26 protein-coding genes and 1 pseudogene are annotated in these 12705 nt (G+C 44.4%); 5 read left to right on the forward strand and 22 right to left on the reverse strand.

Translation table 11 applies throughout. The annotated features are described in order from the left end of the window. Positions 1 to 46: 46 nt before the first annotated feature. The 11 genes and pseudogenes from B0H94_RS14070 to B0H94_RS14110 form a co-directional block, all read right to left on the reverse strand. Positions 47 to 280, reverse strand: a complete 234-nt coding sequence (locus tag B0H94_RS14070) for a hypothetical protein (RefSeq protein ID WP_106589900.1) — start codon at positions 278 to 280, stop codon at positions 47 to 49. Between the two features lie 11 nt (positions 281 to 291). Then, positions 292 to 702, reverse strand: coding sequence for a single-stranded DNA-binding protein (locus tag B0H94_RS14075; RefSeq protein ID WP_106589901.1), 411 nt, complete (start codon positions 700 to 702; stop codon positions 292 to 294). Continuing rightward, the gene (locus B0H94_RS15305) at positions 702 to 857 is read right to left on the reverse strand and encodes a hypothetical protein (RefSeq protein ID WP_181315427.1); all 156 of its coding nucleotides are present in this window, start codon (positions 855 to 857) and stop codon (positions 702 to 704) included. The genes B0H94_RS14075 and B0H94_RS15305 overlap by 1 nt, the downstream gene beginning before the upstream one ends. A 61-nt stretch (positions 858 to 918) precedes the next feature. Then, on the reverse strand, positions 919 to 1128 hold the full coding sequence (locus B0H94_RS14080) for a hypothetical protein (protein WP_106589902.1): 210 nt from the start codon (positions 1126 to 1128) through the stop codon (positions 919 to 921). 142 nt (positions 1129 to 1270) lie between these two features. Further along, positions 1271 to 1372: pseudogene (locus B0H94_RS15535) on the reverse strand (HNH endonuclease); the annotation flags it as partial. 124 nt (positions 1373 to 1496) lie between these two features. Continuing rightward, positions 1497 to 1922: a hypothetical protein gene (locus B0H94_RS14090; protein WP_106589904.1), complete on the reverse strand. Its 426-nt coding sequence runs from the start codon at positions 1920 to 1922 to the stop codon at positions 1497 to 1499. After that, positions 1912 to 2079, reverse strand: a complete 168-nt coding sequence (locus B0H94_RS15310; RefSeq protein WP_181315428.1) for a hypothetical protein — start codon at positions 2077 to 2079, stop codon at positions 1912 to 1914. The genes B0H94_RS14090 and B0H94_RS15310 overlap by 11 nt, the downstream gene beginning before the upstream one ends. Before the next feature lie 11 nt (positions 2080 to 2090). Then, positions 2091 to 4082 carry a DnaB-like helicase C-terminal domain-containing protein gene (locus tag B0H94_RS14095; protein ID WP_181315429.1) on the reverse strand — a complete coding sequence of 664 codons (1992 nt, stop codon included), beginning with the start codon at positions 4080 to 4082 and terminating at the stop codon, positions 2091 to 2093. After that, positions 4051 to 4977 carry a DnaD domain protein gene (locus tag B0H94_RS14100; RefSeq protein ID WP_106589906.1) on the reverse strand — a complete coding sequence of 309 codons (927 nt, stop codon included), beginning with the start codon at positions 4975 to 4977 and terminating at the stop codon, positions 4051 to 4053. Before B0H94_RS14100 ends, B0H94_RS14095 begins: the two co-directional genes overlap by 32 nt. Positions 4978 to 5063: 86 nt before the next feature. Continuing rightward, positions 5064 to 5774 (reverse strand): phage antirepressor KilAC domain-containing protein, encoded by a 711-nt coding sequence (locus B0H94_RS14105; RefSeq protein WP_146139959.1) that lies wholly within the window; start codon positions 5772 to 5774, stop codon positions 5064 to 5066. 58 nt (positions 5775 to 5832) lie between these two features. Beyond that, positions 5833 to 6057, reverse strand: a complete 225-nt coding sequence (locus tag B0H94_RS14110) for a helix-turn-helix domain-containing protein (RefSeq protein WP_106589908.1) — start codon at positions 6055 to 6057, stop codon at positions 5833 to 5835. Positions 6058 to 6220: 163 nt separating this feature from the next. On the opposite strand from B0H94_RS14110, the gene B0H94_RS14115 reads away from it, so the two are divergent. Continuing rightward, positions 6221 to 6439 carry a helix-turn-helix domain-containing protein gene (locus B0H94_RS14115; protein WP_106589909.1) on the forward strand — a complete coding sequence of 73 codons (219 nt, stop codon included), beginning with the start codon at positions 6221 to 6223 and terminating at the stop codon, positions 6437 to 6439. 280 nt (positions 6440 to 6719) lie between these two features. On the opposite strand, the gene B0H94_RS14120 is transcribed toward B0H94_RS14115, so the two are convergent. The 11 genes from B0H94_RS14120 to B0H94_RS14170 form a co-directional block, all read right to left on the reverse strand. Next, positions 6720 to 6995 carry a hypothetical protein gene (locus B0H94_RS14120; RefSeq protein ID WP_106589910.1) on the reverse strand — a complete coding sequence of 92 codons (276 nt, stop codon included), beginning with the start codon at positions 6993 to 6995 and terminating at the stop codon, positions 6720 to 6722. 38 nt (positions 6996 to 7033) lie between these two features. Continuing rightward, complete coding sequence (locus tag B0H94_RS14125; protein ID WP_106589911.1) at positions 7034 to 7300, reverse strand: hypothetical protein; 267 nt, start codon at positions 7298 to 7300, stop codon at positions 7034 to 7036. A gap of 39 nt (positions 7301 to 7339) precedes the next feature. Then, positions 7340 to 7525, reverse strand: a complete 186-nt coding sequence (locus tag B0H94_RS14130; protein ID WP_106589912.1) for a hypothetical protein — start codon at positions 7523 to 7525, stop codon at positions 7340 to 7342. A gap of 54 nt (positions 7526 to 7579) precedes the next feature. Continuing rightward, the gene (locus B0H94_RS14135; protein ID WP_219899792.1) at positions 7580 to 7771 is read right to left on the reverse strand and encodes a hypothetical protein; all 192 of its coding nucleotides are present in this window, start codon (positions 7769 to 7771) and stop codon (positions 7580 to 7582) included. 42 nt (positions 7772 to 7813) lie between these two features. Then, on the reverse strand, positions 7814 to 8098 hold the full coding sequence (locus tag B0H94_RS14140) for a hypothetical protein (protein ID WP_106589914.1): 285 nt from the start codon (positions 8096 to 8098) through the stop codon (positions 7814 to 7816). Between the two features lie 177 nt (positions 8099 to 8275). After that, positions 8276 to 8872: an ERF family protein gene (locus tag B0H94_RS14145; protein WP_106589915.1), complete on the reverse strand. Its 597-nt coding sequence runs from the start codon at positions 8870 to 8872 to the stop codon at positions 8276 to 8278. Further along, a complete protein-coding gene (locus B0H94_RS14150) occupies positions 8865 to 9101 on the reverse strand; it encodes a hypothetical protein (protein ID WP_146139960.1) in 237 nt (78 codons plus the stop codon). Before B0H94_RS14150 ends, B0H94_RS14145 begins: the two co-directional genes overlap by 8 nt. Further along, a complete protein-coding gene (locus B0H94_RS14155; protein ID WP_106589917.1) occupies positions 9067 to 9285 on the reverse strand; it encodes a hypothetical protein in 219 nt (72 codons plus the stop codon). The genes B0H94_RS14150 and B0H94_RS14155 overlap by 35 nt, the downstream gene beginning before the upstream one ends. Positions 9286 to 9287: 2 nt before the next feature. Further along, complete coding sequence (locus tag B0H94_RS14160) at positions 9288 to 9482, reverse strand: hypothetical protein (protein WP_106589918.1); 195 nt, start codon at positions 9480 to 9482, stop codon at positions 9288 to 9290. Positions 9483 to 9504: 22 nt separating this feature from the next. Beyond that, on the reverse strand, positions 9505 to 9693 hold the full coding sequence (locus tag B0H94_RS14165; protein WP_106589919.1) for a helix-turn-helix transcriptional regulator: 189 nt from the start codon (positions 9691 to 9693) through the stop codon (positions 9505 to 9507). A gap of 62 nt (positions 9694 to 9755) precedes the next feature. Beyond that, positions 9756 to 9971, reverse strand: coding sequence for a helix-turn-helix transcriptional regulator (locus B0H94_RS14170; protein ID WP_181315430.1), 216 nt, complete (start codon positions 9969 to 9971; stop codon positions 9756 to 9758). A gap of 161 nt (positions 9972 to 10132) precedes the next feature. Here B0H94_RS14170 and B0H94_RS14175 point away from each other — a divergent pair, with 161 nt between their 5' ends. Genes B0H94_RS14175 through B0H94_RS14190 form a run of 4 tightly spaced genes read left to right on the forward strand, consistent with a single transcriptional unit; the run spans position 10133 to position 12550 of the window. Then, the gene (locus B0H94_RS14175) at positions 10133 to 10456 is read left to right on the forward strand and encodes a helix-turn-helix domain-containing protein (RefSeq protein WP_106589921.1); all 324 of its coding nucleotides are present in this window, start codon (positions 10133 to 10135) and stop codon (positions 10454 to 10456) included. Between the two features lie 59 nt (positions 10457 to 10515). Beyond that, the gene (locus B0H94_RS14180) at positions 10516 to 11100 is read left to right on the forward strand and encodes an ImmA/IrrE family metallo-endopeptidase (RefSeq protein ID WP_106589922.1); all 585 of its coding nucleotides are present in this window, start codon (positions 10516 to 10518) and stop codon (positions 11098 to 11100) included. After that, positions 11081 to 11416, forward strand: coding sequence for a hypothetical protein (locus B0H94_RS14185; protein ID WP_106589923.1), 336 nt, complete (start codon positions 11081 to 11083; stop codon positions 11414 to 11416). The genes B0H94_RS14180 and B0H94_RS14185 overlap by 20 nt, the downstream gene beginning before the upstream one ends. 12 nt (positions 11417 to 11428) lie before the next feature. Further along, positions 11429 to 12550 (forward strand): site-specific integrase, encoded by a 1122-nt coding sequence (locus tag B0H94_RS14190; protein ID WP_106589924.1) that lies wholly within the window; start codon positions 11429 to 11431, stop codon positions 12548 to 12550. The last annotated feature ends 155 nt before the right edge of the window (positions 12551 to 12705 follow it).

Below are 12705 nucleotides of genomic sequence, written 5' to 3' on the forward strand. Positions count from 1 at the left end.
TATTGGCGCAGTCAGCACGGCAACACCGCGCCAACTGCATTGCTCCTTACTCACCCACCCACATATCAATCTCATCTATCCGACCCTGCCACCTGTCTCTTTCTTCGCACTCTGTATCTAGCTTGATGCGTTGATTCGCCCTTGCTCTTTGCGTCGTGTCCTCTACACTCATGCCAGCCAGCTTGTCCGAAGCCTTCTGCACCTTCTTTTGCGACTTCTCAAGCTCTTTCACGCAGGTTTTACGCGCAATGCTTAGTATCAACCGTCTTTGTTTGTCCATTCGATCACCTCTTAGAACGGCAAGTCGTCCGTCCCTATATCAATCGGATTGCCGTTATTCTTCAGCGGATCGTCATCCTGCTCCGCCTCACTCTTCTGACCGCCTTTTGTATCTAAAAACTGCACATTCTCCGCTACAACCTCGATTGCCGTAACATTCTGCCCCTCTTTATTCTCGTAGCGCCGTGACTGCAGCCTGCCGACAATTGCCACTTGGCTTCCTTTTCCAACGTACTGCGCTACGTTTTCCGCTAACTTGCGCCACGCTACGCAGTTGAAGAAGTCGACTTCGTTTTCTCCCTGCTGATTTTTAAACGGCCGATTCACTGCAATTCCAAAGTTTGCAACCCCCACACCGTTGGCTGTGAACCTAAGCTCTGCATCCCTTGTTAAGCGACCTACCAGCGTAATGTTGTTAATCATTATAAAACCGCCTTTCGTTTAATCTGCTTCATGGCCGTGCTAAAGCTGTGTTCAAATCCTTCTGTGCCGTGCCTTAAATCCTTCCAAAACACCTTGTTACCTGCGCTGAAAACCTTCCCGATCAGCTTGCCGTTTTCTCTGATTTCCTGCTCCATAATTGTTCCCCTTCCTTGTTCGCATTTAGTTGACGTATATTTAAAATGGTGATTTGTGTGCCTAAATACTCGTTGGATCAATAAAGTAAGTCTTGACCTTTCCGTTTAATTCGTGCCACCGCTTATCATCGCGCTTATCGAACACCAAACTGTCATGCTCTAAGTTTACGTGCACCTTACCGCTAACCCTGTTCAATTCATCCTCTGCATCGTTGTAAGTCGGCTCGATCATGCCTGTACCTGCGATTCTATTATCTAGTTCAGACCGCATTTTATCGCTCCTCCGCTAGTTTTTTCGCGTACTCCCACTCCGCTTCTTCCAGCTTGTCACGTTCATCCTTAAAGTGATCCGCACCGTAGCGCCGCACATAGTCCTCTTTGATTGCTCGCAATACCTCCGGCTTGTGGTGCGCCTTCTGGTGGCATGTTGTGCAAAGCGGGCAGCCATTCTCAAATACGCCGCGGCCACTTCTTGATCTAAGGTGTACGTGGTGTATCTCCGTGGCAGGCGACATGCACAAGTAGCATTGGTAATTGTAATGTTGGTATATCTCGTCTCTTACGCTTTTCGGAAAATCCCCGCGGTGCTTTTTACTCGCCTTTTTCCTGTGTTTTGGCTTAGGCGCTGGTCGTAGCACGTTATCCCTCCAGTTGTTTGCGGTTTAACTCCCCTTGTACATTAGCCTTGTGTTGCTCCGTTTCGATGGGAGAAGGATCTGCTTGCTTTTCTAACTCCCAAATCTTTTCTTGCTGCTTCCCGATCTGATATGCAAGCTTTACAAGCTCTTTGCGTTGCCGATCGTCCTGCTCTAGCAAAGTATCTCGCTCTTCTTCAAGCTGACGGTTGCGGCGATGGGCGGCTTCCGTTTCTTTATCTTTTTGCTCGAAGTACCTAATCGCAATGTGAATTGTAGATTCTTTGTTTTTCACATCTCTTTTAAGCTCCTCTAGTCGCCTTTCTAACCTGTCGCTCCGATTTTGTGCAGTTTGTTTTTCTCTTTCCAAACGCTCAACTTCTGATTCCAAATAATCTTTTTGTTTTGCCATCTCCGTTTTACCTAGCATTGTGTTCCTCCTTTACCGCTTCGATGTGGCGTTTTTCCTTCGCATACTGCTCTATTCCTTTCGCTATCGTCCACCTGTCAAAGTCAAGCCGCAGGGCGTCGTATGTTGCACGCCCTTGACTTAAATGCAGTTCGGCGCAGACTTCGTGCTTGCTCATGGAACCACCCCTTACATGTTTTTGATGCGCTTGGTAAAGAAGTCAAAGTAAAGCGGGATTTCTCCGGTAGCTCCCCAGCGGTTTTTGAGCACTTGGCAATACATATCGTGCTGTACTGCTTGGGCTTCGTCTTCTTGTAAGTGTGGATCGGAAGCAGGACGGTAAAGACCAAGCAGATAGTCCGAACTTTCTTCAATCGCCCCTGTTTCCTTCGCGCTTTCCATGGTCATTTTGCCGCTGCCGCCGCCTCCTGTCGCACGGTTGACCTGCGTTAGTACAACCACATGCACGTTTTGGCGCTTTGCAATAGCTTTAAACTCCCTTGCCGCTTCCGATGCAGCTTCATATCTATTAATTGAGTTATTGAGTTTCAAATATTGAAAGTAATCAACAAACACTACGTCAACCGGATCGTCGTAAACACTCTCGTTTGCTGTAACGATGAAGTTTTCAATGTCTTCAACACTCTGCGCGTCCTCGTCTGCGATCCTGCATTTTTCGTCTAACGCTTCGATCAACTCAACTAGATTATCGTGGTAGCTTCCGTCACGCGCCTGCGATTCGACTTCACCGCTTGTCATGTCCATGTGGATCTGCACCAGTTGGGGGATGATCGCCTCTTTTGCAAGCTCTAAGCTGTTAAAGTTGACGTTTAAGCCCTGCTTCATCACGCAGTCATACAGCCAGTTCAAAATAAACGTTGTCTTAGCACTCCCCGATTTACCCATGACAAACGTGACTTCCTTCTTCTTCAAGCCTTTCAGCAGTACGTCAATTTCGCGCAACCCGAATTTGATCTTCTTTTCGTCTGACTGCACCGCATTCACGTAAGCTGCATAAGATTCTGTTGCGGTGTGCAGCTTGGTGTCATGATCTAACGTAGCACTGCCTTTCATGAAGTCGTTTACAATATCTAAAGGCTTGTTCCAACGCTTTGCCAGTTCCTCTGCCATTTCGTATCGGAGCATGGAATTTTGCGTGCGGTCTGCCCAAATCTTCGCAACCTCGTATTCGTCAGTGATCTCTAAGCAGTTGTCTAAATCCTCGAATAAGAGGTATTTTTCAAACGGTGTCATGTTTACGTCATCCCAGCCGTAGGATGAAATGAGTAAGTCGTTTACGTCCTTAATGCCATCCGGCAGGCTGATGATACTGATACTCTGCTTTGCGTACTTGCGCAGGGTTTGTACATTTTTCCGCACCTGCTGGCGCCCCGATTTATCGTTGTCTGGTATTAAAAATATCTTCACATCGCTTGGAATGTGCCTTGCGATGAGTTGTGCCTGCTCTTTCGTAATCTGCGCCGAGCAGTAGGCAGCGGTTTTGCCTACACCCATTTCGTGCATCGCCATCACGTCAAAGTAACCTTCAACAAGGTACAGCACATCTTTTGTCTTTCGTGCTAAGTCAAAGCCGAATAGAAGCTCTGACTTCTTGAATAGATCATCTTCTGCGCTGTTTTTATATTTCGGGTCGCTATCAAGGTAACGGTGAACCTTCCCTACAAGTTCGCCGTACTCGTTTTTGAAAGGAAGCACAAGCGCATGGCCTTGATCGTCGTAACCAACATGGAACGTCTGAGCTGTGGTCTGCTCGGTAAACCCACGCTCTTTTAAAAATTCAGCAGCTTCACGATGTTTGGCGTAGTAACCGCTGAACTCTTTGCGTTTCTCCTGCTTCTTTTCTTGCCTAGCGCGGATCGCGTCCATGTCGATATGGTGAAGTTCTAAGCCGTAGCGCTCTGATATTTCCGACATGGCTTCTAAAGGCGAACCGTAACCACGGCGTTTCATCACGTAATCTGTAATGTCGCCAGTTTCCCCGCAACCAAAGCAGTAGAAGCGATTATCACGGTAGACGGTGAAGCTAGGTGTGCTGTCGTCATGAAAAGGACAGCAACCCTTCATAGCTTTACCGCTTCGTTTCAGCTGTACATCTTCTGCTACGATCTCGGCAAGGTTAAGCTTGTTGTTAATGAGTGTGAAGTTCGCGTTTGCCTGCATCCCACTTCTCAACCTCCTGCCTGTGTATCTCGTACATGTCTTGAATGTGGTGATAGACGTAATACTGATAACCTTCATTCAACATGCCGCGATACTTTTCAATTTCTTTGGCTTTGTGCGCCTGCCAGTCAAAAGGTTGTACCTTCTTAGGGTATTGGTCGTCTTTTTTCTTTTCGTTGCTCTGTGCCTCCACATCTTCCAATGTGCGGATATTGTTGTTGTACCAATTCTTAATGATGGCTCTAGCGTATGGCCATGGCTTGTTGTTTAAAGCAGCTCGTTTAATTGCTTCCGACACCAACTCACCCATATCATCAATCCACGCTTCGATATCTTGGGATACAGCTGGATTAATCACGCCAATGTTTTGTTGGTAGGCTTGGATGGCGTTAGCAAAATCATCATCGTTTCCCTTGTTGTAGTTAAGTGATTCTTCTTCAAATGATTCTAGTTCAAGTGATTCTAGTTCGGGTTCACCTGTTGAACCACCCTGGTTCACCTGTTGAACCACCCCTAGTTCATCTGTTGAGGTAGGTGGTTCACTCATTGAGGTAGGTGGTTCACCTGTTGAACCATACCTTTTATCTAAAGAACAAAGCACATAGACGTTGCTGTAATTGAATCCATCACCTGTTTGTCTGCGTTTGATCTCAAGCAGACCCTTGTCATGTAGTGACTTAGTGCTTTTGCGTACCGTGTTTTTGCTTGACCCTGTTTTATCTGCTAACGTTTTGACAGAAGGGAAGGACGACTTCGTTTTTTGGTCGGCGTAGCTAGAAAGCACGCAGTAAAGCAGCTTTTCGTGTGTGGTTAAACCTTCATCCCTCAACACAACATCATGTACAATCGCAAAAGTATAACCAGCTCTGTTATCTACTAAGGTTTCTTGCTGCACTTTTTCACCTCATTTTTAACCTTCCCCTGTACCCACGATCAATTATTTGTGATATAATGCAGGTACAGAAGTTACATATTGTTTTCTCAACGACTAACTGTTTGCGGCAGTTGGTCTTTTTTATTGCCATTTACCTGTTTATCTAGCCAATCAACGCCTTTTGCGGTCACGTAAGTTTGAGGCTTGTTGAATCGACCATTCTTTATTGGCGTTTGTTTTACTGAAAAGTATCCTGCGTCTATGAACCTTTGGTAAGGAGTGTTGTTCTTCTTGAGCACCCCTTGAGCCCTCAGTTCCTTGAATAAATTGTTCCTTCCCCAACCTAAAGATTGAGCAATATCCCCCATAGTTTGAAGGTTCTCACCACTAATGAAGCGGTCGTGAGCTTCAACTTTTGGTTTGTTTCGCTCCATTTCTTCTGCTTGATCCGCAGCTAACCTTAGAGCTTCTGCATAAGTTTGAGGCGTTTTCACTTGGTAACCGCCTGTTTTCCTTATGCTTGGTAGAACCTCGGATGTTACCCACTTCCGAAACCCTTTGGCTTCTGGTTTCCGGCTATCCAATATCACATCGTAAAGGCCGTCTTCGTTAACAAATGTTGCAAATTGCTCTCTGCCTATGGAGTCTTCGATGGGGTGATTTGAAATCACGTCATCTTCTATCCTCCGTTTAACAGCTGAAGCTTGACCTAAATCAAGAACCTCGCAAAGATCAACCAGAGCAAAATAAGGTTCCCCTCCTTGATTTACGACGCGAACACTCCCAAATCTGCTGTGTTCAAAGATTTCGAGATTCATAAAATCCTCCTTTAAATACCTCTCAATTGCCTCTCCTTTGCACGATTTAACGTGCATCTCACCTCCCTTCTGCTGCCGGTCGTTTAACCTGCATTAAGTCTTGAATTTCGCAATCAAGCGCATCGCAAAGCTTGGCAAGAACGCGGAAGTCAACACGTTGAACATCCCCATTCATCATGCTGTTGATTGCATGGCGGGAAAGGCCGGACTCCAGTTCAAGCTCCCTCGGCGTCACGCCCTTTTTTGCCATCGTTTCAAGAAGGCTGATCTCGACTTTCGACAAAGCTATTCACCTCCTTACAAATTCATTATAAACACATTTTCATTCTTTGTAAACACAATTGTATTCATTTTAACTTTCGGTTTGACATATAATACACGATTGTGTACTATATAAATTAAGATGGTTATAATAAACACGTTAATAGAGCAAAGGAGAGAGTGTTATGAGAGTTGTAAAAAATAATCTGCGCGTTTTAATGGCTAAACATAAAATGGATATTCAAGATGTACACGAAAAAACCGGACTAAGCAGAACGACAATTTCAAAGTTGTATCACGAAGAATCACAAAAGCTGGGCATCGACACGATCGCTAAGCTTTGCGACCTGTTCGAGTGTCAGATCCAAGACCTCTTGTACCTGGAGGAAGCGGACGAACAATAACACCAAGGATGGTGCTAAAATGCTAATACTTAAAACGCGGGAGGTGACCGGATCATAACGGAAGCCTCCTTTTTACATATATTTGTAGTACACATGTTCGGTGTGAACGCTTGAGAAAAGACAGCCTGTTGCGCTGCCGTGTGGTTGTACTGTTGTTATTGCATAAACCTGCGTTTCTAAAAACCAGACGGTCATTTTTTATAAAACGTCTTACATCGTCTTACAACTTAAGGGTAAAAATATGCGCGCCACACTTTGTGCAGCGCGATTATATGGTTTTCTAGCTGTGATCTAATTTCAAGCTATATTTATCCAGCGCGTGATCCAACACAAACTCCGTGTACGGCTCTGATGTTGCTTTCAACGCCTTGTGCACTTCTTCCTCAAAGCCACGTATGCGACCAATCAAGTTTCCGCGCGCAAACATTGCGCCTGTGTTTTCGTACTTCATGGCTAGACGGTCAGCTTCTTTTGCGCGGTAGAGCAGATATTGCAGGTCGTCTTGGCGCAGGGGTTGTCCGCTATTTATCTTTTCTTCAATGTGATCCGTCCACATGTTATTACCTCCCAGCCGCCCGGAGGCGGCGTTTTTGTCTATCTGGCACCTGCCCCAAATTCAATAGCTTTCGTTGCACAATCGGCGCAGGAATACCTGTTTAACTCCCCTGTCACTTGAACTAAACTTACGCAATCATCAGATTCAAAAGGGATGCCACACAATTCACATTTAGTTGTGTCACCGCCTCTGTGTTTTCTAAATCTAGCGTAATGAACAAAGTCTTTGCGGACATTTTCTATATGAAGAACTTCGCGCCGGACAAACTCGACTGGAACACCGTTTTCGAGGTCAACATCACTCATTCTAGTACCTCCCAGCCGGGCGCTGCCCGGCGTTGTTTTTTATTGCGCTTTAGGGTCGTTATGAGTATCAACTATTTCAAAATCACTTCTATTTAAAAATACTATACAATCTTCTGTGTAAACCTTAATTCGCTTCCCAACTACGGTTTCGACTTCTTCCGCATCGTACATTTCACCGTTTTTTATGCCTAACCAACTATCGTTTCGTATCGCTTTAACTTTCAAAATTTTCACTCCTTTTCGTTTTCGCTCTAATACATACCAAGGTCGAACCGTTCATTATTTATCAGAAACGTATTCATAAAATCCTACTTCTTTTCTTAGATCCTGTTCATCTAATGTATTAAAATGGTCTTTTGGAAGTTCAACTCCCTCCGTTTCATTAATTAAACGAACTAATGCCTTCTCTAAATATTCTCTAGGGCATTGTGGATTTTCCCAATAATTTAACCCTTCTTTTACCCAATCCATATCTATCTCTCCTTTTTTGCTTCTCAGCGCTCCAATGCGCAGTTAACTACTTCGCTCAATCACACTTGCTACAGTTTCAGCAATCAATTCAGCAGCATCGTCAACTTCTATACTGCCTCTGGCAGTCGCACAAACGTAATTGATATAAGTGTCGATTCCATTATCGTTTAGAAGATCCATGAGCCACGGAGGTTTAAGAAGCTCATGGAAATGGTTTTCATCATCAAGCAGAACGTCTATATGAACGCCGGATTTTTCTAGTTCTGCGTGCCTGTTGTGTAAAGTGCGTGCAGCTTCCAAGCAAACTTTGATATAGTCTTTGTTCATGCTCATTACCTCCTATAAGGAAACTCTTATTGTCTCTGCCACAATCGGAATAAAGGGCAAGGCGCATAACGCAATGCGCCACCCTAATTCCTTCCTATCGACTTTGCCGTTTTCGCGTGGTATCATTTTGGTGATCCTTCCTTCCAAGGATTGTTGTCACCGGTGTGCGCCGGTGGCTTAATTATTTTGCAGGGCATTAATTAGTTGGCTGCACTGTCCTTGTGTTAGCGTATCCCACGTTGCATTAAGTCCGAAGTGTGACAACATTCCCTGCCACGTCTGATCCGGCGTGCTTCCGTTGGCTTGGGCACGTTTATTGACCAAGTCGTTAAGCATTTTCTTCTGATTGTCGGTAGCTTTTTTAGGTTGTTGCTGCGTGTCTGGGTCGTCGTCATCGGTTGGGATACCGAAGTATTTAAGCAAGAAGTAACGTTCTGAATACGTCAACGCCGATCCAAAGGCTTTAGATACGTCTGCTTGCTGACCGAAGAGCATCCACTTCTTTTCAATGCGATCATCCGGCTTGTCTGCATTCACCCACGTATAAACCATTTCACCGTGCACAACCGGACTTTTTCCGGTGGTGTCGTGTTGCACCTGCTTCACTTCCGGCTCTAACAAAACCCCTAGCTCGTCCATTTTCCCCTTGATTTTACTAAGCACCTGCGATCCGCTAACGTACTCGTACTGGTGACCCTTTGTGTCTTTTGTGAATGTGTCAATTGATTTTCGGATTTCTACCAACTTCTGATGGATGTTCATTTCTTCACTCATTTTCTACCTCCGCTGTCGTGACTTCTACATACGTCGTGTCACCTGTGTAGCACCCTTTGTCGCAGTAGTAATGACCTTCCCACATGTCGTAAGCCGCCGTGTCGCCGTGTTCGATTTCCACACCGCATGACTGGCAGTGTGCTGCGATGATGGTCGGTGGTTCGGGTGGTGATTCCATGCGCCGATCCATGCGGTTAACCTTCATCATGTTGCGTTCCATTGTGCGCATCCCTTTCAGCCTCCAATCTTTTTATCAAATTCTCCACCTCGAATATTGTGCTTTCACATTCTTTTGTGTGTTGCTCCAAGTCATCCAGTTGCTCCTGTAGCCGCTCCATGTCACGCTGATTCGACTTAAGCTGACCACTTAAATACTTGTGCTCTTTCTGTAACGCTTTGATTGCACGTTCCATCATCAAACCTCCTGCTTGTATCCGTGCTGCTCCCAAACGCCGTCTTTCAGCGCCCAGTACCATCCATACTTTCTGCCGCTGCCTTCTTCTACGTGCTTTGCGAAGCTGTGTGCGCGGTCGTGTGCTTCTTCTTTGGTCTGGTGGATGAATACGTTGCGGATTTCTTCTTCGAACGCCTTCATTTCTGCTGTGCTCAAGTGGATTCCTCCTTTTTTGGGGTTAAACGGTTTGCTTCTGCCCTTCAAGCCACTGCATGAAGTCGACTCGATAGACCTTGTGCTTGCCACCTACTTTAAAACTTGGGAAACTAGGGTCAGCGAATAAGTTACGCCCAGCGTAATCACCAACACCTAAGATTTCTTCAACATCCTTTTTGCTTAACACCAACGGAAGTTCAGTTGCCTGCATGTTTCTCGACCTCCTTAGCAGGATTAAATTAATTAACCTAGAAGTTAAACAAAAGCTTGATTTTAACTATTAGTTAATTCTTTTTCAAAAAAATAAGCTGGTTCTACAACAAGGCTTTCCGCAAGTGTGCTAATGTCCTCGGCGTAAAAAGGTGATTTACCCGCTTCTTTACTAGCGTAAGACTGGCGTGTAATCCCCAATTTTCGAGCAATAACCGCCTGCGGTATTCCGCGTTGTTGTCGTACTTCTTTAACTGTTTCATGCAGAGGTTTTTGCAATCGGATCACCTCCTTTTGTTTAACTATTAGTTAATTTCTAACCTTAGTATAATTAACATATAGTTTAATGTCAACAATTTTTAACCATATAGTTAAATTAAATTTACTATCCGTTAATTTGTGGTACCATAATTAACAACAATACGTTAGGAGCTATTACTATGGATGAGGGATTAGGTAAGGCTTTAGTTAAAGCGCGTAAAAAAGCTGGATACTCTCAAATAGATGCCGCAGCAAAAGTTGGAGTGTCAAATGGTTTTCTTTCTATGGTAGAAAGAGGCGAACGAGACCCCAGCACCGACACTTTAAAAGCTCTGGCGGAGCTGTACGGTCGTTCTGTTGATGAAATGCTTGGCGTGGAAGGAAGTCAGCCAAGTTTAATGTTTGAGGACGGCGGACAGGATTTGACGGAAGACGAGATCGAACACCTACAAGATGAACTTCAGCGTTTCCGAGAACTCAAAAAGAAGTTCCAAAAAGATTAACCCACTCCAGGGTTATTTCTTATATCACAAAATAGAACATACGTTCCGGTGGTGATCTTTTGTTTGAAACGCATTTAGAAACTTGGTTAATGAAGGAATACGAAAATCGAGGGATTTATGATGTTGAAGATTTATCGATCAGCAGGCTTAGTGAAGCTTTTGGAATTATGGTTGATTCGACCGACTGCAAAACTAAGGCGGTGTTTGATAGCGAATTTGCGGTGATCTTTATTAATGAAAATGAAACGCACGTTAAGCAGCGTCAGCTCTTTTTTCACGAGTTTGGGCATGTGCTTAGACACTACGGCGACCAGCGATATATGAACGATTCCTTCATTAACTTGCAGGAGCGACAGGTTTATCATTTCAGCCTTTACGCAGCTATGCCGGAGAATCTGTTTATCCGTTGTGCGACTGTTGATGAAGCTGCTAAAGTGTTTGAGCTACCAAAAGGCATGGTTGCCGATCGCTTCGATCAAATACAACGTAAACAATTACGTGGCGCTCAATACAACACACTACAGATAGCTGAATCAAAATCTAGTTACGACCCGGACAGTTGGTCTAACGAAACACACCGCGTACTACAGCAGCTGAAACGACAAACAGGACGGGAGGTTATTGATGAAAGTCTTATACGATGATTACGATGGTATCCGCAAACCCTTTCGCGCTTTGCTGGAGGCATCTTTTGACGAGCCTACAAAATGGTACAGCTTAAGCAGCGCCGAGAAAGTGGATACCGACCTTGTTGATGAAAACCTTACATCGGTAACAATCACCTCCAGCCACTTGATCAGAAACAAAGACCATAACCAGTTAGGTGTGGACGTGGCAAGCGTTGAAAGTTTTTGCCGTTATATTGGAATTGGTGATGAGTTATATGAGGTGGATTACTTTTTAGTTATGCTTGAGGACATTGAGGAGGTGATGCAGCTAAATCTACGCACAATTCTTTAAGGAGGGATCACTATGGGTTATGTGCGCTGGAGAGGTAAGTCATATTATTACACCGTAGACATTGGAAAGGATCCAAAGACCGGAAAGCGCAAGCAAAAATCGAAGGGAGGTTTTAAGACAAAGAAAGAGGCAGAACGTGCAATGCAGGATGTTGAGCTGCAGATTTACAGGGGTGACTATGTACACACAAAGAAGATAACATTTGAAGATTTTGCCGAGGAATGGATGGAGATCATGCAAAACAATTATCGCGCTTCTACTTTTTCAGTTTATGCTGGCGTTATACGCAACCGCATTGTGCCGGAATTTGCTAAGGCGAAGTTAGGCGATATTAAGCAAATTGATTTGCAGCGCTTTTATAACCGCATGGACGAAGAGGGGCTGAGCGCTAAATATATTAAGCTTTTACACAATATCCTTAGTGCAATGTACCGCGATGCTGTAGCTTGGGAATACGTTACTAAAAACATCACTAATAATTTAAGTACACCTAAAGGTAACAAAAAGGAAATGAAAACATGGACGATTGAGCAAAGCAGGTTTTTTCTGGAACACGCTAAAAACGAGACAAAACGATATCCAGTTTTTGTATTAGCTATCTGGACAGGCATGCGTACAGGTGAAATTCACGGATTGAAGTGGAAAGACATTGATTTTGAGCGACAGACAATCACGGTGCGTCGAACAGTAGCTTGGGCAGGTAAACAAGGACACATTCTGCAAGACGTGAAAACCGAGGGTTCACAAAGAACAATAAAGATAAGTGACTTTGTAACAGACGTACTGAAGCAACACAGGTTAAAGCAAAAAGAACTTATGTTTAAATTACAGCGCGAATTCAAAGAAGATCAGTGCGTTTTTTTGAGTTACAACGGCAACCGTATCGACCCCAGAGGTACTAGCAGGCGGTTGTTTGAAATCAGCCAAAAAATTGGTTTGCCAAGAATAAGGATGCATGATCTGCGCCATACACACGCATCAATCAGCCTTCAATTAAATCAACATCCTAAAGTTGTTTCGGAGAGACTTGGCCACAAGTCAATTGACATCACACTCGACCTATATAGCCACGTAACCGAGACATTGCAAGAAGAATCGGTTGAACAATTTGAGCGAGCGATGAATGAAAAATGACCACTTCAAAAGGTCAATGTGGTCAAATTGTGGTCATTTGGGTTTTGCGTTGTCGTGATCATTAATTGACTCACAGCAAAACCCTTGTCACATCAACTTTTATTCAATTTCATGTTGGTTGCAATCAGCGCAGTGACCATATATTTCAAATTTAT

Origin of the sequence: Salsuginibacillus halophilus (genome assembly GCF_003014715.1) — a bacterium.
In the GTDB taxonomy this organism is placed as follows: domain Bacteria; phylum Bacillota; class Bacilli; order Bacillales; family Marinococcaceae; genus Salsuginibacillus; species Salsuginibacillus halophilus.